Genomic DNA, 21,008 nt, shown 5'->3' with positions numbered 1-21,008 from the left:
CACCAACTCACGATAAGGGAATTTTATGCCGACGTGGCTGCAGTGGACAATGATAATAATGGGGGTGGGAGCCATTGCGTTTCTAGGGGTCTTTATCACCCGCCAACTCCGCACCATTCGCCGTGACCAATCGGCGGCGGCCAAGAGCAAAGCCTTCCAGGATCAGCGCCGGGACGGCATGGTTGAAAGCATTCAGGTTCTGGCAATGGCGGTCGAGCAGGACCAGATCGAGTATTCCGAAGCGTGCCTGAGAATCAAAGGCTTACTTGAGCACGTCGCACCGGATTTACTGAGCCAGGCGCCCTACCGCATCTTTCAGGAAATGCACGAGCAAATGCAGCACATGCCGACCCATCAGGCCCGGCAGGACACTGACTCAAAATTTGTCCAGAAAATGGATAAAGAGCGGTTTGCACTCGAGCAGAAACACGCCGATACCATTCGCCGGGCGGCCACCGCCATTCGCCATCACCGGTTCTGACGGTTGTCATTTCCCTTTCAAACAGGCCGTTGCGGCACGGCCTTTATGTAATTTTTTGTAACCAAAACCCGCTTCATCAAATTGTAATAGCGTTGTAAAATCAACTCTTTTGGAAGCTAACTAAAAGCTGACGCGCCTGTCAGCGACTGAACAGCCTTTACCCCCGCTTTTAATTCTGCGCACTTTGTCTAACTTTAAATGAGAGACGTTCAACGCCTTGGGAGACAAGCCCGGCGTTGAAGTCTGTTGTCTTGGCGGAGCGATTCAATCTCCACCCCGCCAGTCTGCATTGTGCGTATGGGTTGTTATAAGCGGGTGAGCTTGCCGGCCTTCGGGCCGGCTTTTTTATCTCTGTAATTTTGTACCTGCTATCCTTGCGCTGCCTGGCCACCCATCACGAGCACCGCGCAAGAGACACCCGACTACCTTTAGGGCTGCATCATGCCCGCCATCGCCATGATGCTATCCTTGCTCTCAACCAACTCGTCAAACTGGGCCTCAACCTGAACACGGTCAAGCCCCAGCGTATCAAAGAGCGCATCCGGAATGGTTTCCGATACCCCCAGCGGAATGCCCCGGGCGGTCAACAGTTGACGGCCAAGCCACAATAATTTGGCGTAGACCTCAAACTCACCGTCATAGCCCGGGTTTTTTTGATGACGCAGGGCGACGTTGATCTCCTCAGGCATGCCCCAATTACTCATCAGTTGGGCGCCAATCTGCTCCCGAGTGATACCCAGCAGAAACTGCTCCACCATCGCAGTGTCTTCGTGGGCATTGACCTCCCACGAGCGGCATGCAAGCTGGAAATGGGGTGGAAATACCTGCGCCAGCACCAGATAACCGAAGTTGTGGAGCAGTCCCGCCAGGTAGGCCAAGCCGAAGGCCGGCCGCTTGCCCCTAGGCATCATACTGGCCAGAATACCCCCCGACTGGGCCTGCCAGATCGCTTGTTGCCAGTAGCCCACGAACCCTTCCGGCTGATCCTCCGGCTGTTTTAAGGTTCGCCCCAACGCCAACCCCATCGCCAGGTTCATCACCAGATCGAAGCCCAGCACCCGGGAAACCGCATCGTGCACCGAGCGCACCTGACCGGCGGCCGCATAAAAAGAGGACGAGGCCCAACTCACCACCTGCGCGGCCAAACTGGGGTCGCTCTCAACAATGTCGACCAGGTCCCCCATCACCGCATTTGGGTTCACTCGAAGATGGATGATCCGTTGCGCAGTCTCCGGCAGTGGCGGTAACTCCAGGGTGTCATTCAGGCGTTGTTGAATTCGCAGGCCTGTGAAGCGTTTTAGCGCAGAATTGAGTTGGTAAAGATCTTTTTCCGGCTGGTTTATGTTAACGGCAATGTCGGCACAAGGGACACAGAACGAGCGACGCTGAGCATCGTCGGTCAGAGCGCGAAAATCAGCACCATTCAGCGTCAGGCCGGTGGCCTGACCGTCCAGGTGCAACGACACGGTCTCAAGCTGATCGACGGCGCTGTCCACGAAGGTCGGCCATCCGGTGAGCGCAGGCAAGGCAGGCAGCACCGGCAGCCCGAGACGCTCACGGAGCTGCGCCTGTTGCTTGAGTGGCAGCAACCGCAAGTCACGACCCAGTTGCTTGTTCAGCGCCGCAATGTCCAACAAGTCCAGGTGCCGGCATATTGCCTGCACTTGGCCTTGATCATCGCTCAGAAGCACCATACGTACTGCGTCATTGGCGCCACTCACCGCGGCATCCCCCAGCGCCATTCCGGGCGACATGGTGTCCAGCGCCTGCTGGATAGCAACAGGTAATTCCATGGGTAGCTCCCTCTCTTTAAGTCACCCAAAGCGCATGTGCCACGCGCTTGTTCAATAGTTTACGCCAACCAACCACAGTCTAGCCGTTGACCGCTGATAAGGCTCCGAACACCTAGCCGGGGTGGCCCTGAAACGGTTTAAACATCACCATAGCGGATACGTTCTCCCAACCAGCGACGGATCAAGGCGTCTACGCGCCGGGTATCATTCATCAAATTGGGCGCCAAGGTGCGCACAGTCTCTATCCAGCCCTTGTCGCGTTCAAAATCTGCCAGTCGGAACTGCATCATCCCGGTTTGCCGGGTACCCAGCACTTCACCCGGGCCACGGATTTCAAGATCTTTTTCGGCAATCACAAAGCCATCCTGGCTTTCCCGCAGGGCCTGCAAACGGGCCTTGCCGTTCAGGGACAGAGGCGGCTGGTACATCAACACGCAGTAACTGGCCTCCTCGCCCCGACCCACACGCCCGCGTAACTGGTGAAGTTGCGCCAGCCCCAGGCGCTCGGGGTTTTCAATAATGATCAGCGAGGCGTTGGGCACATCAACGCCCACCTCAATCACCGTGGTCGCCACCAACAGGTCCAGCTCGCCATCTTTAAAGCGCGCCATCACAGCGGCTTTCTCCGCAGCTTTCAAGCGACCGTGTACCAGCCCCACCTGCAATTCGGGCAAGCGTTCCGACAACGACTCGGCGGTCACTTCGGCGGCCTGACATTCGAGCGCTTCAGATTCTTCAATCAGGGTACAGACCCAATACGCCTGTCGACCCGCCCGGCAGGCGTCCCGGACCCGCTCAATGATGTCGTCGCGTCGGCTGTCCGGAATAGCAATGGTGTCGATTGGCTTGCGCCCCGGAGGCAATTCGTCGATGACAGAGGTATCCAGGTCGGCGTAGGCGCTCATGGCCAAGGTGCGCGGAATGGGGGTAGCGGTCATGATGAGCTGGTGAGGGGCCAGCCGGCCCTCGGCGCCTTTTTCTTTCAGTGCCAGGCGCTGATGCACGCCAAAACGATGCTGCTCGTCAATAATCACCAGCGCCAGACGATCAAACACCACGTCGTCCTGAAACAGCGCGTGGGTGCCAATGGCCATGGGCGCCCGCCCGCTGACCACTTGTTCCAGCACTGCGGCCCGGGCCTTGCCCTTGATTTTGCCTGACAGCCAGGCCAGCTCGATGCCCAATGGCTCAAGCCATTGCCGGAAGTTATTGTAATGCTGTTCGGCTAAAATTTCGGTCGGAGCCATCAAGGCGACCTGAGTCCCGGCCGATATCGCCTGAAGGGCCGCCAGGGCCGCCACCACGGTTTTGCCGGAACCGACGTCACCCTGCACCAGACGCAACATCGGCAGCGGCTGGGTCAAGTCCTGGCGAATTTCACTACTCACCTGTTGCTGAGCGCCGGTCAGCCGAAACGGCAACGCCTCCAGAAACCGTTCCGCGAGATCACCAGAGGGCAGCAGTGGCAAGGCTTCCCGGGCCTGAATCTGCTCCCGGACGCGAAGCAGGCTCAGTTGGTGGGCAAGCAACTCCTCCATCACCAACCGTTGCTGGGCCGGATGGCGTCCCTCCAACAGCAAACGAACGTTCGCGTGCGCGGGTGGTGCATGAACTAATTCAACCGCCTCGGAAATCCCTGGCAACTGATAGTCTGTCAGCAGAGCGTCCGGCAACCAGTCGTGGATCGGGTAACGCTGAAGGTACGTCAGGGCTTGCTGACACAAGCTGCGCACTCTGGGCTGCTGGATACCCTCGGTCAGCGGGTACACCGGCGTCAGTGTCGCCTGCCCCTCCGCCGCCATTGGCGGTGGGTTTACTTGATACTCGGGGTGATAGAATTCATAGCCGGCCCGGCCCGGCCGTACTTCGCCGTAACACCGGACGACCTGTCCTTCGGTCAACTGGTTTTTTTGTGCCGCGTTGAAGTGAAAGAATCGCATGACAAGAAAACCGGAACGATCCTTCAGCGTCACCTGCAAACTGCGGCGACGCCCCATCACCAGATCGGCCTTCATCACCTCGCCTTCCACCACCCCGACATCACCGACCCGAAGGCTACCCATGGGGATAATGCGAGTACGGTCTTCATAACGATGCGGCAGGTGAAACAACAGGTCCTGCAGCGAATAAATGCCCAATTTGGCCAACGTCGCGGCCAACGCCGCACCGACGCCTTTGAGCACCGTAACCTGGATGTCGTCCAGTGACGTCATGGCGGGCTCAGGCGCTGACCGCGATGGCCGGCGTGTCCTTGCTCGCCTTTTCGATCACGCGGCACTGGCTGGCGGCCAACGACAGTACATCAATGGCCTTAGGCCGCGGAAAGGTCACCCGCCACGCCAATGCCACCGTGCGAGAAGGCACGGGCGTCTCAAAGGGCCGAACCGCCAGAATATCCTCGTTGTATTGCATCGCAGTGGCGGCGGAGAGCGGCAGTACGGTGATGCCAAGGCCCGAGGCCACCATATGGCGAATGGTTTCAAGCGAGCTGCCCTCAGTGACCAGGGCCGGGCTCGGTTTCGTGGCCGACCGTGATGTCATGGCCTCAACCAACGGCGGGCAGGACTCCAGCACCTGATCCCGGAAACAATGACCCGGGCCGAGCAGTAACAACTGTTCTTGCGCCAACTCCTCGGCAGTCAGGGTTTTCTTTTTGGCCAGGGGATGATTGCCGGGCAACAGCACCACGAAGGGCTCATCGTAGAGCGGCAGCGTCACCACCTCAGGCTCCTCAAACGGCAAGGCAATTATGATGGCATCGAGTTCAGAATGGCGCAGTTTCTGACGCAGGTTGGCGGTATAGTTCTCTTCGATGAACAGTGGCATATCCGGTGCGCCCCGCCGCAATTCCGGCAATAAATGCGGGAACAGATAGGGGCCGATGGTGTAAATCGCACCAACCTTCAGTGGTGAGTTAAGCTGATTTTTACCATCTTGCGCCATGTCCTTGATGACACCGACCTGGTCCAGCACGCGCTGGGACTGCTCGATGATACGCTGGCCGGTCTCCGTTACCCGTATGCTGCTCTTGCTGCGCTCGAACAGAGGAATCCCCAGTTCGTCTTCCAGTTTTTTCACCGCAACGCTCAGCGTGGGCTGGCTGACGTGACAACGCTCGGCGGCGCGTCCAAAATGCTTCTCTCGGGCCAGGGTAACAATGTAGCGCAACTCGGTCAGGGTCATCGGCAGCTCCGGTCAGTGTCCGAACTTATGGCATACAGAATAAGGATTGAAATTGACTATGGCAATCTCTGAACAAAGAAACCCACCCCGGATACTGGTGGCAGGTTGTGGCGCTTTGGGCGGCATGATCGCCAAGGCCCTGTGTGAGGATAGTGACGTGTTTGGCTTACGACGCACTGCCAGTGCGGTTCCGTCGCCGGTGACACCGGTCCAGGCTGACCTCCTGGATCGCCAGACCCTGGCGACCGCCGTGCCCAAGCGTTTAGACGCCATCGTTTACTGCCTGACGCCCTCCAGCTACGACGATGCCGGTTACAATGATGCCTACGTTACAGCATTGACGAACCTGCTGGCCGTGGTGGACCGCAGCACCGTTTCCCGACTCATTTTTATCAGCAGTACCAGCGTGTTTCACCAGGATGACGACAGCTGGGTGAACGAGGACAGCCCCACACAGCCGGTCAAGCACAGCGGCCTGCGTATTCTCGAAGGGGAGCAACTGGCCCGGTACAGTGGCATCCCAGCGACGGTGGTCCGGTTCAGTGGCATCTACGGCCCTTCCCGTCCGCGTTTTTTGACGGCGGTCAGGCAGGGCCAGATGACCCCCTCACAGCCCGCGCCCTTCACCAATCGCATCCACGAAACAGACGCCTGTGCCGCCGTCGTGCATTTATTACGACGCTCCTTGCAGGGTCAACCGGTGGCCGGGTTGTACCTTGCCAGTGACAGCGAGCCCGTGCGCCTGGACGAAGTGGTCAATTGGGTGCGCCAGCAGACACCGTGTGCCGAGCCGGCGCTCACCGCCCGTACCGGGGGGCGTGCAGGCAGCAAGCGGTGCCGCAATCAGCGGTTGCTGGATACCGGCTTTGAGTTCCGTTATCCCGATTTTCGACGCGGCTACCTTGAGATGATCAATGCCCGCAAGAGCGAGCCTGACTGACGAAGGGAATGGCAGGAGTACAACAACGTTAGCGGGGCATCTGCAAGCCCGGGTGCTGCCGCAGCGACATTCCCCGGGCTCTGAATTCGGTTTAGCTCAACACCATGACGGCGTCCATTTCAACCGGCACGCCTTTTGGCAATGAGGCAACGCCAATGGCAGCCCTTGCCGGATAGGGTTCCTGCAAGTAGATGGCCATGATTTCATTGACGGTGGCAAAGTTGCTGAGATCGGTCATGTAGATGTTCAGTTTCACGATGTCCTGCAAGCGCCCACCGGCCGCCTCGCAAACCGCTTTCAGGTTCTCAAACACCTGACGGGTATTGGCTGCAAAGTCGCCGACCACCACTTCCATGGTCTCCGGTACCAACGGAATCTGGCCAGAAATGTAAACGGTATCCCCGGCTTTCACCGCCTGGGAATAGGTGCCGATGGCCTGCGGCGCGTTTTCTGTCTGTATCACCGATTTGTTCGTCATGACCTCTGGGTCCTTATTCAAGCTATCAGAATGGAAAAAAGGAAAGCCGCAATCCTGGCCCTTGCCCGGCCAGACTGTCAACTCTCATTAATGCCGTACCCGGCTGATATGCGTCACAGCCCTGATGTTTCGCACACGGCGCATTACGCGAGCCAGATGCCGTCGGCCATTCACATGGATCACCAGGCTGACGATGCTCAGCCGGGCGTTTTGCTCCTCCACGTTGATCCGCTCGATATTACCATCGGCTACCGCGACCGCACTTGCGACCTCCGCAATCACACCTCGCTGCCGCTCCAACTCCACTCGCAACTCCACCGAAAACTCATCGGTAATGTCCTTCGCCCATTTCAGATGGGTGAGGCGGTCACGGGAGCCATCGCCCTCGGGTATTCTGATGCAGGTGTCGCTGTGAATCACCATGCCGTTGCCGGAATCCATAACCCCGACCACCGGGTCCCCGGGAATGGGCTTGCAACAACTGGCGAAGCGCACCAACAAGCCCTCCGTGCCACGAATCGTTACCGGGCTGCGCCCGTGCTTGTCAGCGGTCTGGCTCAGACCCGCTTCAGACACTTTGTCGCCGCCTGGGTCGCCGTTTACCAATTGCCGGGCAATCAAGTAGGCCATTCTGTTACCCAGGCCGATCTCACTCAGCAAGTCTTCGAAACTGCTGACCTGGTTGTGGCGCACGACTCCGTCAATCTGTTCCTTAGTGATGTCCGCCAGCTTTTTGTCAAAACCATTCAGCGATTTTTTCAACAGGGTCTTACCAAGATCCAGAGATTCGGCTTTTTTCTGGAATTTCAGTACGTGGCGAATGCTGCTGCTGGCCTTGCCGGTCACCACAAAGCCCAGCCAAGCCGGATTAGGCCGAGCCCCCGGCGCCGTAATGATTTCCACTGTCTGACCACTTTGCAGCGGCTGGCTCAAGGACCCCAGGTTGCGATTGATCCGGCAGGCAACGCAGGCATTGCCGATATCAGTGTGGATGGCATAGGCGAAATCGACCGGAGTCGCGCCGCCAGGCAACTCAAGAATTTTGCCTTTGGGGGTGAACACGTAGATTTCATCGGGGAAGAGATCAACCTTCACATGCTCAATGAAGTCGAGCGAATCATCGGTTCGCTCGCGCATCTCCATCAGGCCTTTGACCCAACGGTCGACCCGCTTCTGGTTTACCACCGAAACTTCCGACTGATCGTTCTTGTACATCCAGTGAGCGGCAATACCGTTGTTGGCAATCTGCTCCATTTCCTCCGTACGGATTTGGATTTCGATATTGACGTGCATGCCAAACAGGGTGGTATGGATGGACTGATAGCCATTGGCCTTAGGCATGGCAATGTAGTCTTTGAAACGCCCGGGCAAGGGTTTGTAGAGGCTGTGGACGGCGCCAAGTATGCGGTAACAGTCATCTTCGGTATCGGTGACGATGCGAAACGCGTATACGTCCATGATTTCGTGAAAGGATTTTTGCTTGAACTTCATCTTGTTGTAGATGCTGTTCAGGTGTTTCTCACGACCCAGTATCCGGCCCGGCAACCCCCGCTCAGAGAGTTTCTCCTCCAGCCGGCCGCGAATTTCTTCAATGATTTCCTGGTGACTGCCACGGAGTTTGCTGACCGCTTTCGAAATGTATTTCGATCGCATGGGGTACAGAGAGGCAAAACCAAGATCTTCCAGTTCGGTGCACACACTGTGCATGCCCAGGCGATTGGCAATGGGAGCGTAGATATCCAGGGTTTCGGTGGCAATACGCTGGCGTTTTTCATAGGGCAATGGGCCCAGCGTGCGCATGTTGTGAAGGCGATCCGCCAGCTTCACCAGAATGACGCGGATATCCCGCGCCATCGCCAGCGTCATTTTCTGGAAATTTTCAGCCTGGGCCTCGGCACGGGTTCGAAATTCAATCTGGGTGAGCTTGCTGACGCCATCAACCAGTTCTGCCACCGGCTCACCAAACTGATCGGACAGGGCGTCCTTGGGAATACCGGTGTCCTCAATGACATCGTGCAACATGGCGGCCATCAGGCTCTGATGATCCAGCCGAAGTTCCGCCAGAATGTGGGCGACTGCGAGCGGGTGCGTAATATAGGGTTCCCCACTGCGGCGCTGCTGGCCTTCGTGGGCTTGTTCGGCGTAATAGTAGGCCCTGCGCACCTGATTGATGCGATCAGCGTCCAGATAATGACTAAGCTGACTTGCCAGCCCTTCGACCGTAGCCTCCGCTGACACAACGCCTCCACAGACAAATGAGTATGACACCGACAAAAAAACCCGAATGCGCGCATTCGGGTCCTTCCGTTGCCCCTGGGGAGCAGGCGTTTAAAACCTTCTCCTCCAATACACTATAAAACCGTAGGGGCAGAATTCAATGCTACCAGAGGCACATTGATAAAATATTTTTATTCGTCGTCGTCAACCTTGAGCAAATCGCGGCTGACTTTGCCCGCTGCGATCTCACGCAAAGCAATGACGGTCGGCTTATCATTTTCTTCCGGAACCATCGGCTCAAAGCCTTTGGTGGCGATCTGACGGGCACGTTTGGTGGCTAACATTACCAACTGAAAGCGGTTATCAACATGTTCCAGACAATCTTCAACGGTTACTCGTGCCATAGTCTTCCCCGACTCTGTATTCGTGTTTGGTCATCTGCGCCCAGGCGCAGCTAAAAGCAGACCGCGCAGTGTAATCCCAAACACTCAATTTGTATACTTCCAATGCGCCGGCATGCAATGCGATTACACACCGGACACCAACCGTGCCAGTAACCCCGCGTGCCGGACTTCCTGGGCTTCAATCCGAAGGCGCTGAGCACTCATAATGCACAGCAACTCGCCCAGCGCAGTATCGAAATCATCATTCACTACCAGGTAGTCAAACTCGAACACATGACTGCACTCCTCGCCCGCTTCCCGCAGGCGACGCTCGACCACCTCGGCCGAATCCGTCCCCCGGCCGGTCAAACGGGCACGCAGCACTTCCGGTGATGGCGGCACGATAAACACGCTGACGCACTCGGGCATCAGACGCCGCACCTGCGCCGCGCCCTGCCAGTCAATCTCCAGGATGACATCGCGACCGGTGGCGAGGGTTTGCGATACCCACACCTGGGACGTACCGTAATAATTACCGAAGACGTCCGCCTGCTCCAAAAACTCGCCGCGCTGGATCATGGCCTCAAAATCGGGCCGACTGACGAAATGATAATTCACCCCATTGTGCTCGCCGGGGCGCATTGCCCGGGTGGTGTGGGACACCGACACTGCAAGACGCGCGTCCGCCTCCAGCATCGAAGCGACCAGGCTGGTCTTACCGGCGCCCGAGGGCGCAGAAACTACATACAGCGTGCCTTTTTCTACCGCCTGACTCATGCCTTGTCGTACTCCACAGACTGACGTTGACTGGTTATTCCAGGTTTTGAACTTGTTCCCGCATTTGCTCTATCAGTACTTTCAGATCCACCGCCACTCGGGTGACCCGTGCGTCGATGGACTTACTGCTGAGGGTGTTCGCCTCGCGATTCAGTTCCTGCATCAGAAAATCCAACCGCCGACCAATCGCATCGTCCCGCGTCAGCGTCGCGCTCACTTCACTGACGTGGGCATCGAGCCGGTCGAGTTCTTCGGCAACATCCGCCTTTTGAGCAACCATGACCATTTCCTGAGACAGCCGGTCGACATCCAGCTCGACCCTGGCGGCCTCGAATCGCTCCCTCAGTTGATCCTCCTGCCGCTTCAACAACTCCGGCATCCATTCACGCACCATAGACACGTGGTGCGTCATGGCGGTCAATCGATCATCAAACAATGGCCGCAGGCGCTCGCCTTCACGCTCACGCACGATCACCAGTTCACGCACGGTGCGCTCGAACAGCTCGGCGGCAACCGCTTTGACCGGCTCCAGATCGCGCTCTTTGGATTCCAGCACGCCGGGCCAACGCAGAATGTCCAAGGCATTGATATGGGCAGGGTTGTCGAGGATACGGTTAACTTGATTGGCCGCGTTATTCAAGGCCTCGGCCAGCTCTTCGTTGACCAGCAGACTTTGGGCAGAGGTCTCGAAAAGTTGCAACCGCATGCCGATGTCCACCTTGCCCCGGCCCAGTTGCTTGCGGAGCTGATCCCGAAAGCTGTTCTCAAGCTCACGGAGAACGTCAGGCAGCCTGAATGAAGGCTCCAGATAACGGTGATTCACTGTCCGGATCTCACAGGTCAGAGTGCCCCATTCGCCCTGCGTATCCTGGCGTGCAAAGGCTGTCATGCTTCTGATCATAGTGACTCCGTATTGGCTGTAACCATTGAGTGCAATCATTAGATGATACAAGTGAGCTTTGAGTTTAGCAGGCCAGCGCAACCGGAGGCGACCTTCACCGCACGGGTGTTGCGATCATGTTATGCTAGTGAGTCCCCAAAAAGGGCGCCGTTTATTTCACGCCCGATCATTCATGAATTACATCAGGAACCACTATGCGACCTAGCGGAAGAGCGCCGAACCAAGCCAGAGACATCCGTATTACTCGTCACTATACCCGACACGCCGAGGGATCGGTTCTGGTTGAGTTTGGCGACACCAAGGTAATCTGCACAGCCTCCGTCGAAAACAAAGTTCCTCCGTTCCTGCGTGGAGAAGGAAAAGGCTGGATTACCGCCGAGTACGGCATGCTGCCTCGCTCCACCGGCAGCCGCATGGGCCGGGAAGCTGCGCGGGGCAAACAAGGCGGGCGTACCGTGGAGATTCAGCGCCTGATTGGCCGCTCTCTGCGAGCAGCCGTTGATCTGACCAAACTGGGCGAACACTCTATCACCATCGACTGCGACGTCATTCAAGCTGACGGCGGCACCCGAACCGCAGCAATCACCGGCGGCTGTGTCGCCCTGGTGGACGCCTTGAACACGCTGGTCGCCAACGGCCGCATCAAACAGTCTCCATTGATCCAGATGGTGGCGGCGGTATCGGTTGGTGTTTTCAAAGGCACCCCGGTCATCGACCTGGACTACCCGGAAGACTCGGAGGCGGAAACGGACATGAACGTCATCATGACCGATAGAGGCGGCTTCATTGAGATTCAGGGCACCGCTGAGGGCGCGCCTTTTGTTCAGGAGGAACTGGACAGCATGCTTGGTTTGGCGAAACAGGGCATTGACCAGTTGTTCGATGTTCAAAAAACCGCGCTGGCGGCCGATTAAGATCGGCTGCTCTGCCTGCATGGCTCGGAGTGAGCCTGTAGGCAGCGTGTCACCGGCCGGTTGGCAGCGGGACCGGTACCAGGGCAAAACTTTTATTTAATGACCGATCTCGATGTCGTAATCCATGATGATCGGCGCGTGATCTGAAAATCGGGTGCTGTCATCGATCCAGCCATCGGTAACGGTCTTGCGAATGCCCGGTGTGACTAACTGATAGTCGGTGCGAATACCGGCATGGCGGCGCCAGCCCTCTGCCCATTCAGGCCACCAGGTATATTGATTGCTCTGCTTGTTGATCTCACGGAACGCATCCACACACCCCATTTCATCAAACAGGCGATCCAGCCAGGCACGCTCATGGGGCAGAAAACCGGACACGTCAAGCTTGTGGTAACGCGAACTCGCATCCGTCACATGATGGGCTGACTGCAGGTTGGCGGCGACTATGAACTGACGCCGCTTGCGCAGGGTCTTCTGCATATGAGCGCCGAACGCTTCCATAAAATCGTCTTTGTGGTCCAGCGCGGTTTGGTCATTCTCGCCAATCACCTCGTCTTCCACACCAAGCGCTGATGGCGCCAACACACAGGCAACGCTCACCTTATCGAAATCCGCCTGAATGAAGCGACCTTCGCGATCCGCCTGTTCATTGGCAAAACCGTACATGATGGCCTTCGGGAAGTGGCGAGTGTATATACCCACACCACCATCCTCGTTGTTCTCGCCATCGATGAAATAGCCCTCGTAGCCTTCCGGGGTCAGGCCGAAATCTTCAATCTCATAGGCCCGCATGCGGTGATCCTGAACGCAGACCACGTCTGCATCCTGGCGCGCCAGCCAGTCGAAAAACCCCTTGTCGACGGCCTGACCCAGGCCATTGACGCTGATCGAAACTACCCGCATACGTGTTCCCTGATTCGCTTTGTGTGTATGATACCGTTTTTACACATTAATAAAAGAACCATACCCCGCCAGAAGCACCGCCATGTACGACTATCAACATGATTTTATAGAATTTGCCATTTCACGTGACGTCCTTCGTTTCGGGGAATTCACGTTAAAGTCCGGTAGAACCAGCCCTTACTTTTTTAATGCCGGCCTTTTCAATACGGGCGACGACCTGCTCAAGCTCAGTCGCGCCTATGCCGAAGCCCTGCAACGCAGCGGTTTAGATTATGACATTATATTTGGCCCTGCCTATAAGGGCATACCGTTGGCCACCGCCACCGCCATGGCGCTTGCGGCAAACGGCGACAGTCGCCCGTATGCCTTCAACCGCAAAGAGAAAAAGGACCACGGCGAGGGTGGCCAGCTTGTCGGCGCAGCCCTGACCGGCAAAGTACTGGTGGTTGACGATGTAATCACCGCCGGCACCGCCATTCGTGAATCCATAGACCTGATTCGCAACGCCGGCGCCGAGCCTGCCGGGGTTCTCATCGCCCTCGACCGCCAGGAGCGAGGTAACGGTGCGTTGTCTGCCATCCAGGAAGTGGAAGCCGAGTTCCACATTCCGGTTGTCAGCATCATCCGGCTGGAACAGATTTTGACCTACCTGAGCACGAAGCCTGGCTTCGAGCACCACGCCAAGCAAGTTGCAGCGTACCGAGCAACCTATGGCGTATGAGGCGTTTACCAACCGTTAACAATATATTCTGGTGCGGGGCGACAGGTTTGGTATGCTCTAACAGCCAATCTCCCATAACTGTCGGAGCCGTTCAGCCATTATCATGAACCGTTCACTCGTTATCAGCCTCTTTGTCGCTACTGTGGCAATCCATAGCACCAGCGCGCACGCGGCGCGTATGTACCGTTACAACGATGCCAACGGCCAGATGGTGATTAGCAACACCGTACCTCAGGACGCCTCCACCCGCGGTTATGACATCCTGAACGACAGTGGCCGGGTAATTGAAACCGTCCCTCCCGCACCCACTGCAGAAGAACTTGCCGAGCGTGCCGCGGCCGAACAGCGACAACGCGAAGCCGAACGGCAACGCGAAGCCGACCAAAAACTGCTGCGGCGGTTCAGCCATCCCGATGATGCCGTCCGGGCCATGCACCGCAAACTGCAGCAGTTGCGGGGCCTGAGCCAGCTGAAGCGCGGCAACATTTCGTCCATTGTCAGCCAACTGGACGACGAGCAGGCCAAGGCCGCCAACATGGAGCGCTCCGGCCAGGAAGTACCGGCCGCTGTCCTGAAAAAAATTGATCGACTGCAAAGTCAGATACGCGACATCGAGCAGGAGATCACCGTGCAAAATGCCGAAACCATGGCCGTGCGCAAGCAATTTGAGCAGGATATCCAGCGTCTTGAGCAAGTCACCGACAAAGAACGCACACTGCCACTGACGCCGCCAGAGACGGCGCAAGACGGCAACGGCTAATAGCGAGCGTCCCTGTTGCGCTGCCTTATTGCTGACTGCGCGGGTTCAAGCAAAAAGTACTGCGCGGCGACCATCGCCAGCAATGCCTCAAACAACAAAAAGGCCGCCCGAGGGCGGCCCTTTTTTACTTATCGCATTACTGGCGACACTTCTTTTAGCCGTACTTCTTAAAGCGCTACTTGCAGTGCCGCGCTGCGATTACGCAGAAGCCGTTGGCGATTTAGCCGTGGCCTTCTTGGCTGCGGGCTTCTTCGCTGCCGGCTTTTTTGCCGACTGCGTCGCGCTCGCCACGTCGTCTGCTGCGTCTGATACGGAGTTGGCGCCTTCAGCAACTTCTTTCTCAAGCTTGGCGACCAGATCTGCCGCAAAGCTGCCCAGACGAATGTTCAGGCTGCGAAGCTGTTCAAACAGGGTGTCACTGTATCCATTGTAACGCTCACGCAGGGCCTTTACGCTGTATTCACGCGCTTCTGACTCAAGCTTCTCGGCGTATTCAAAAGGCATAGAAGCAATTTTCTTTTGCTGCTCTTCTGCGGCGTTAATGCCCTTTTCCACGATTTCCTGAAGCTGTTCCTGATATGTTTTGAGCTTACCCATTGTGTTTCTCCTAATCTTTCGTGATCGCCTGATCGGCATGACCATTCGTGATTCACAGTGTGAATTGACTGACAGCCATCCGTCAGTCATCGAATTCATGATCGAGACTACGGCGAAAAATTAGAGTGTTCATACTAGACCGCAACAAAATTTTCCGATATCGGAGCCAGCCCGCAACTGCCGATTCTACTCATTTGTATTAAATGGTTTTTTCCGAAAATCTTGTCGCCATACAAATTGCCTAGTTGCGGGAGCCGTCAAGTTTTCCACGACCAGAAGCGATTAAAGTTGGCACCGGCCCGGCTCCTCGCAGTATTCAGGCCCACTTGATCGCTTGCGGTGCCCGCCAGGCCGTCGATTCACCAGCACTGGGCACTGACGACCAGCACGCTTTCACCCACAGGACCAAGCACGAAGAAACCCCAGCCAACTGGCCTGCAGTTCAGCGGTTCAAGCTACGCCGGACGGCAGCCGGCAGGAGGGCTCTCGACTTTACTTGGGGACATTCAGGCGCGCAACGGTGCAGGGCATCGGGCTACTCACGACCTGCTGGATACCCTTTCACCGGACAGTCAGGCGTCTGCAGTCACCACGGTCGGTGGGCAGGGTTAAAAGCGGAAATCAACCCCGGTCTCCGTCGACACAATCTAGCCTGGTGCACACCGCTGGACTGACCCGAAACTCTGGCGGGCGATTCCGGGCTTCACCAGCGAAAGATGACCCAACTGGGCACCAGAACCCGCGTCTCATTCTCACGAATCCAGCCGCCGCCCTCCGCTGGCACCAGGTAATATTCCGGCCCTATCGACGGCACCACTTTGATTTCAACCAGTTCGCCATTGACCCGGTACTCGTAGAACGTGGCATCCTCACCCGATCGGATAACAATCTGCGGCTCCAGCGGATCAGGCTGGTAGTCCGATACCACAACCGGCTCCTCGGGCAGTTCAATTTTTTCGTCAGCCGTGGCAGCCGTGGCAGACACGGCAGACAGGCAGAGCAATCCAAGCAATCCGGCGACAATTTTCATTTTCGTGATAACCTTGCAAACCGTGTATGTGTTTAAGATTGCACAAGGTTCTCCACTCTTCAATCAGAATTCGGGCCCCAGTCGATATGAGTCAGCAACAGACCCCGCCGGTCGTTCTTGTGGACGGTTCTTCTTACTTATTCCGCGCGTTTCACGCCTTGCCTCCCCTGACCACCAGCAAGCACCACCCAACCGGTGCGATCAAGGGCGTCATCAGCATGATTCGCCGTCTGAAACAGGATTACCTGGGCTCTAAAATCGTTGTCATTTTTGACGCCAAAGGGAAAACGTTCCGCAACGACCTTTACGCCGAATATAAGGCCCATAGACCGCCCATGCCGGAGGACCTGGCCTGCCAGATAGCCCCCATTCACGACATCATCCGGGCCATGGGACTCCCGCTGCTGATCATTCAGGGCGTGGAAGCTGACGACGTCATTGGCACCCTGGCTCACGAGGCAACCGCCAAGGGTGTGGACGTGGTGGTATCGACCGGCGACAAGGACATGGCTCAGTTGGTGAGCGACCACGTCACCCTGATCAACACCATGACCGAAACCCGCATGGATCGCGACGGCGTCATTGAAAAGTTTGGCATCACCCCCGAGCAGATGGTGGATTACCTGGCCTTGGTTGGCGACACCGTCGACAATATTCCCGGCGTCAATAAATGCGGCCCCAAAACCGCTGTAAAATGGCTTCAAAGCTACAACAACCTCGACAACCTGATGACACACGCCGATGAAATCAAAGGCAAGATTGGTGAAAATCTCCGAGAGGCGCTGGACCGATTGCCCTTGAGCCGGGAGCTGGCCACCATAAAAACCGATGTCGAGCTGGAGTTTGGTATCCGGGAACTGGCACCCAAGCCTCAGGACGACACACGACTGCTGACACTCTTCAAAGAGTATGAATTCAAAAGCTGGGTGGCAGAGCTCAGCCCGGGCAACGGCAACTCGAACCCAGTCAGTGACGACGCGTCTGACGGACACCCGGCCTCTCCGGAAAAAAATTATCAGGTCATCACCGACCAGCCGACGCTCGTCGCCTGGCTGAAACGCCTGGAAGCGGCGCCGCTGTTCGCGTTCGACACTGAAACCACCAGCCTGAGCTATATGAAGGCGGAAATTGTCGGGGTGTCGTTTGCAATCGTTCCGGGTGAAGCCGCCTATGTGCCGCTGGGACACGACTACATGGGCGCACCGGATCAGCTTGATCGCGATACCGTTCTGTCCCAACTCAAACCGTTACTGGAAGACCCCGACCAACACAAACTTGGCCAAAACCTGAAGTACGATAAAAATGTTCTGGCCAACCATGACATCACGCTTAACGGTATAGCCGAGGACACCATGCTTCAGTCCTATGTCCTGAACTCCGTGGGCTCCCGTCATGATATGGACAGCCTCGCGCTGCAATACCTCGGCGAGCAAACCATTACCTTTGAGTCCATTGCCGGCAAAGGCGCCAAGCAACTGACCTTTAACCAGATCGATCTGGCGCAGGCAGGGCCTTACGCTGCAGAAGATGCTGACATCACTCTGCGACTGCACCAGGTACTGCACCCCAAACTGGCCGCAACCGGACGACTGCTGTCAGTTTACGAGGACATCGATCTGCCGCTGGTGCCGGTGCTGTCTCGTATTGAACAGCGCGGTGCGCTGATCAATGCCGGCACCTTGAAGCGCCACAGTCAGGAACTGGCAGAACGCATGGCCGAACTGGAAACGCAAGCCTACGATCTGGCCGGAGAGACCTTCAATCTGGGCTCGCCAAAACAATTGCAGGTGATTTTCTACGACAAGCTGGGGTTGCCGGTTATCAAGAAGACCCCCAAGGGTGCGCCGTCAACCGCTGAGCCTGTGCTGCAGGAATTGGCTCACGATTACCCACTGCCCCGGGTGATTCTGGAGCATCGCAGTCTGAGCAAGCTCAAGTCCACCTACACCGATCGACTGCCTGAAATGATCAATCACCGCACCGGGCGGGTCCACACGTCCTACCATCAAGCAGTGACTGCCACCGGACGCCTGTCTTCGTCAGAACCGAATCTGCAGAACATCCCCATCCGCAGTGAGCAGGGACGACGTATTCGCCAGGCCTTCGTGGCCCCGGACGGGTTCAAACTGGTGGCCGCGGATTACTCCCAAATTGAGCTGCGCATCATGGCACACCTGTCCGGCGACAAAGGCTTACTGGACGCCTTTGAGAAGGGTGAGGACATCCACCGGGCGACGGCGGCCGAAGTCTTCGGCACGACACCAGAGGCCGTGACGGGCGATCAGCGCCGGAGCGCCAAAGCCATCAATTTTGGCCTGATCTACGGCATGTCGGCCTATGGTCTGGCGCGCCAGTTGGGCGTGGAGCGAGGCCAGGCCCAGGAATACATCGATCGTTATTTTGAACGTTACCCTGGCGTGCTGCGCTATATGGATAACATCCGCAAACAGGCCCACGATGACGGTTTTGTGGAAACGCATTTTGGCCGACGCCTCTACCTGCCCGAAATCAACGCCAAGAACAAACAGATGCAGCAGGCCGCCGAACGCACCGCCATCAACGCCCCAATGCAGGGGACGGCCGCCGACATCATCAAGCGAGCCATGCTGACGGTAGAGGAATGGCTACTCCGTGATCACCCGGAAGACGCCCGCATGATCATGCAGGTACACGATGAGCTGATACTTGAAGTTCGTGAGTCCCACCTCGACACCGTCCGTGACGGACTGATCAAGCGTATGTCGGCTGCGGCTGACCTGGACGTGCCCCTGCTGGTTGAGGCCGGCAGCGGCGATAACTGGGACGAAGCCCACTGACGTCCCCCAACACCGCACCAGGCCCGCACACAGGAGCGGCGGTCCATTTTGGTGCACACGAACAGGCTGTGAAGTATTTTGACTCACCCATACTGGGTGCTTCCTGTAACAGGCCGAGCCGTGCCCAGCCTCAAAGGCCTCTGGCCTGCGGCAGTGCCCCTAGGCCTATCGCGCCGGGGCTTTTGGGCATGATTTTCGCATACTGATTAAGATGTCGGTTGTTGGTTTGCTGACATTCCAGTGGCACCCATCAGCAACCTCGCTGTGACATTTCTTCTTTGAGGCGGTAATCATGACCACTAAGGCACCCGAACGCAGCTGGCTGCTGGACCCGAACCTGCTCAAGCTTGTGCACCAATGCCGACGCCTGATCCGTTCCGAATTTGGCGTCAAACTGCATCTGACAGAAGACGACCTCGCAGCTAGACTGGCAACTTACGCCGAACAATCCCGTTCGCCACACCTCGCGAATACCTGGCAAGCGCTCAAGGACAAAGTACCGAGTCTGGCTGCGCTGGAGGATTCTGCAAAGCGGAACTACCGAGGACAGGTAATTGCCGACCCCGAACCCCCTCAGCAAGGAGAGCATGCCGAGGCGGCCGACGGCGACGCGACCAAGGGTCGGAAAAAGGTCATCTACCGTGGTCAGGTCATCTACCAGTAAAACGGTTGGGCAGCGTTGATCAGTGACCACCAGGTGGGAACCGGGTCCGATAGAGTCCGACTCCCACCCGGGTTATGATTTTCTCAAAATACTTTACTGACCTGCGCCGCGACACCCTACACATCAAACCCGTAAGTGCCCGACAAACGGAATCGCCTTCCGGCAGGCTCACCCTCAACGGCGCATTCAATATTGCGGAACGCCACGTCGACGTTCAGGAGAACGCCCACCGCGGCAGTCTGAATGCCAACGTATCGATAAACTGACTACAGAGAGACTGGCCGGCGAACCGGCAGCTCAAAACCAGCAACCCTAATCGCCCTGCATAGACAGCTTATCGACACTGGACGACAACTTATCGGCGCCGTGAGCATTGGCGCCCAGCTTGATCATCAGGCGCAGATCGTTGGCGGAATCAGCGTGCGCCAAGGCATCCTCGTAGGTGATCGAACCTTCTGCATAGAGCTTGTAGAGCGCCTGATCAAAGGTCTGCATGCCAGCCTCTGTCGACTTAGACATCAGCTCTTTAAGCTTGTGCACTTCGCCTTTACGGATGAAGTCGGCCACCAGGGGGGTGTTGACCAAGACCTCAATGACCGCGCGGCGGCTTTTACCGTCCGGGCTCGGCACCAGTTGCTGGGCCACAATAGCCCGCAAGTTAAGCGACAGGTCCATCCAGATCTGGTTGTGCTGATCAGGGTTGAAAAACTGAATGATCCGGTCCAGGGCCTGGTTGGCGTTGTTCGCGTGTAGCGTTGCCAGACAGAGGTGGCCAGTCTCGGCGAACTGGACCGAATACTCCATGGTCTGTTTGGTGCGGACCTCACCGATCAGAATGACATCAGGCGCCTGACGCAGGGTGTTTTTCAGTGCCACGTCAAAGCTTTCAGTGTCGATCCCGACTTCACGCTGCGTCACGATGCACCCGTGATGCTGATGCACAAACTCGATCGGGTCTTCAATGGAGATAATGTGGCCCCGGCTATTGCGATTGCGGTGACCAATCATCGCCGCCAACGACGTGGACTTACCGGTACCGGTCGCCCCGACAAACAGGATCAGACCACGCTTGGTCATGGCTAGGTCCTTGATGATTTCCGGCAACGACAATTCATCAAGCTGTGGAATTTTTACTTCAATGCGACGCAATACCATGCCGCACAGATTGCGTTGAAAGAAGGCACTGGCGCGGAATCGACCGATACCGCGGGCACTGATGGCGAAGTTGCATTCGTGAGTTTCATCAAACTCCAACTGCTGCTTCTCATTCATGGCACCGTACACGAAGTCCCGGGTCTGCTCTGGCGTCAACGCGTTCTTCGTGACCGGTAGTACCTTGCCATTCACTTTCATGCTGGGCGGAACACCGGCGGTAATAAAGAGATCTGAGCCTCCTTTTTCCACCATCAGACGAAGCAGTTTATCAAAATCCATGTACACACCTGTTCCT

19 protein-coding genes are annotated in these 21,008 nt (G+C 57.0%); 7 read left to right on the top strand and 12 right to left on the bottom strand.

Going from position 1 to position 21,008, the window contains the following annotated elements; all coding sequences use genetic code 11:
• Window positions 1-25 precede the first annotated feature (25 nt).
• Window positions 26-481 carry a DUF2489 domain-containing protein gene (locus GRX64_RS19235; RefSeq protein WP_166269747.1) on the top strand — a complete coding sequence of 152 codons (456 nt, stop codon included), beginning with the start codon at window positions 26-28 and terminating at the stop codon, window positions 479-481.
• A gap of 428 nt (window positions 482-909) precedes the next feature.
• Here GRX64_RS19235 and GRX64_RS19230 read toward each other — a convergent pair whose 3' ends face one another.
• From GRX64_RS19230 to GRX64_RS19220, 3 genes are all read right to left on the bottom strand, one after another.
• On the bottom strand, window positions 910-2,274 hold the full coding sequence (locus GRX64_RS19230) for an aminoacyl-tRNA deacylase and HDOD domain-containing protein (RefSeq protein WP_166269745.1): 1,365 nt from the start codon (window positions 2,272-2,274) through the stop codon (window positions 910-912).
• Window positions 2,275-2,411: 137 nt separating this feature from the next.
• The gene (gene recG, locus GRX64_RS19225) at window positions 2,412-4,487 is read right to left on the bottom strand and encodes an ATP-dependent DNA helicase RecG (RefSeq protein ID WP_166269743.1); all 2,076 of its coding nucleotides are present in this window, start codon (window positions 4,485-4,487) and stop codon (window positions 2,412-2,414) included.
• 7 nt (window positions 4,488-4,494) lie between these two features.
• Entirely contained in the window at window positions 4,495-5,457 is a 963-nt protein-coding gene (locus tag GRX64_RS19220) for a hydrogen peroxide-inducible genes activator (RefSeq protein WP_166269741.1), read from the bottom strand.
• Between the two features lie 58 nt (window positions 5,458-5,515).
• Between GRX64_RS19220 and GRX64_RS19215 the strand changes: the two genes are divergently transcribed.
• Window positions 5,516-6,397 (top strand): NAD-dependent epimerase/dehydratase family protein, encoded by an 882-nt coding sequence (locus tag GRX64_RS19215; protein ID WP_166269739.1) that lies wholly within the window; start codon window positions 5,516-5,518, stop codon window positions 6,395-6,397.
• Between the two features lie 91 nt (window positions 6,398-6,488).
• Here the strand turns inward: GRX64_RS19215 and GRX64_RS19210 are convergent, their stop codons facing one another.
• From GRX64_RS19210 to GRX64_RS19190, 5 genes are all read right to left on the bottom strand, one after another.
• Entirely contained in the window at window positions 6,489-6,875 is a 387-nt protein-coding gene (locus GRX64_RS19210; protein ID WP_166269737.1) for a RidA family protein, read from the bottom strand.
• Window positions 6,876-6,962: 87 nt separating this feature from the next.
• Window positions 6,963-9,113 (bottom strand): RelA/SpoT family protein, encoded by a 2,151-nt coding sequence (locus GRX64_RS19205; protein WP_166269735.1) that lies wholly within the window; start codon window positions 9,111-9,113, stop codon window positions 6,963-6,965.
• Between the two features lie 170 nt (window positions 9,114-9,283).
• Complete coding sequence (rpoZ, locus tag GRX64_RS19200; RefSeq protein ID WP_166269733.1) at window positions 9,284-9,496, bottom strand: DNA-directed RNA polymerase subunit omega; 213 nt, start codon at window positions 9,494-9,496, stop codon at window positions 9,284-9,286.
• 123 nt (window positions 9,497-9,619) lie between these two features.
• Window positions 9,620-10,252: a guanylate kinase gene (gene gmk / locus GRX64_RS19195; protein WP_166269731.1), complete on the bottom strand. Its 633-nt coding sequence runs from the start codon at window positions 10,250-10,252 to the stop codon at window positions 9,620-9,622.
• A 34-nt stretch (window positions 10,253-10,286) separates the two neighbouring features.
• Window positions 10,287-11,153: a YicC/YloC family endoribonuclease gene (locus GRX64_RS19190; protein WP_166269729.1), complete on the bottom strand. Its 867-nt coding sequence runs from the start codon at window positions 11,151-11,153 to the stop codon at window positions 10,287-10,289.
• A gap of 194 nt (window positions 11,154-11,347) precedes the next feature.
• Here GRX64_RS19190 and rph point away from each other — a divergent pair, with 194 nt between their 5' ends.
• Window positions 11,348-12,067, top strand: coding sequence for a ribonuclease PH (gene rph, locus GRX64_RS19185; protein WP_166269727.1), 720 nt, complete (start codon window positions 11,348-11,350; stop codon window positions 12,065-12,067).
• Between the two features lie 96 nt (window positions 12,068-12,163).
• Here the strand turns inward: rph and GRX64_RS19180 are convergent, their stop codons facing one another.
• On the bottom strand, window positions 12,164-12,970 hold the full coding sequence (locus tag GRX64_RS19180) for an exodeoxyribonuclease III (protein WP_166269725.1): 807 nt from the start codon (window positions 12,968-12,970) through the stop codon (window positions 12,164-12,166).
• Window positions 12,971-13,052: 82 nt separating this feature from the next.
• Here GRX64_RS19180 and pyrE point away from each other — a divergent pair, with 82 nt between their 5' ends.
• Together pyrE and GRX64_RS19170 are read left to right on the top strand one after the other, a co-directional pair.
• On the top strand, window positions 13,053-13,691 hold the full coding sequence (pyrE, locus tag GRX64_RS19175; RefSeq protein WP_166269723.1) for an orotate phosphoribosyltransferase: 639 nt from the start codon (window positions 13,053-13,055) through the stop codon (window positions 13,689-13,691).
• Window positions 13,692-13,794: 103 nt separating this feature from the next.
• Window positions 13,795-14,451 carry a DUF4124 domain-containing protein gene (locus GRX64_RS19170; RefSeq protein ID WP_166269722.1) on the top strand — a complete coding sequence of 219 codons (657 nt, stop codon included), beginning with the start codon at window positions 13,795-13,797 and terminating at the stop codon, window positions 14,449-14,451.
• A 198-nt stretch (window positions 14,452-14,649) separates the two neighbouring features.
• On the opposite strand, the gene GRX64_RS19165 is transcribed toward GRX64_RS19170, so the two are convergent.
• On the bottom strand, window positions 14,650-15,048 hold the full coding sequence (locus tag GRX64_RS19165) for a hypothetical protein (protein WP_166269720.1): 399 nt from the start codon (window positions 15,046-15,048) through the stop codon (window positions 14,650-14,652).
• Window positions 15,049-15,751: 703 nt separating this feature from the next.
• Window positions 15,752-16,087, bottom strand: a complete 336-nt coding sequence (locus GRX64_RS19160; protein WP_427901679.1) for a DUF2782 domain-containing protein — start codon at window positions 16,085-16,087, stop codon at window positions 15,752-15,754.
• A 77-nt stretch (window positions 16,088-16,164) separates the two neighbouring features.
• Between GRX64_RS19160 and polA the strand changes: the two genes are divergently transcribed.
• Window positions 16,165-18,894 carry a DNA polymerase I gene (polA, locus tag GRX64_RS19155; protein ID WP_166269716.1) on the top strand — a complete coding sequence of 910 codons (2,730 nt, stop codon included), beginning with the start codon at window positions 16,165-16,167 and terminating at the stop codon, window positions 18,892-18,894.
• Window positions 18,895-19,186: 292 nt separating this feature from the next.
• Window positions 19,187-19,558: a hypothetical protein gene (locus tag GRX64_RS19150; RefSeq protein WP_166269714.1), complete on the top strand. Its 372-nt coding sequence runs from the start codon at window positions 19,187-19,189 to the stop codon at window positions 19,556-19,558.
• Between the two features lie 312 nt (window positions 19,559-19,870).
• Here the strand turns inward: GRX64_RS19150 and GRX64_RS19145 are convergent, their stop codons facing one another.
• Window positions 19,871-20,992, bottom strand: a complete 1,122-nt coding sequence (locus GRX64_RS19145; protein WP_166269712.1) for a PilT/PilU family type 4a pilus ATPase — start codon at window positions 20,990-20,992, stop codon at window positions 19,871-19,873.
• Window positions 20,993-21,008: the final 16 nt, after the last annotated feature.

Origin of the sequence: Marinobacter caseinilyticus (assembly GCF_011074955.1) — a bacterium.
GTDB classification, from domain to species: Bacteria; Pseudomonadota; Gammaproteobacteria; order Pseudomonadales; family Oleiphilaceae; genus Marinobacter; species Marinobacter caseinilyticus.
This window is presented reverse-complemented; position numbering and strand designations above follow the sequence as displayed.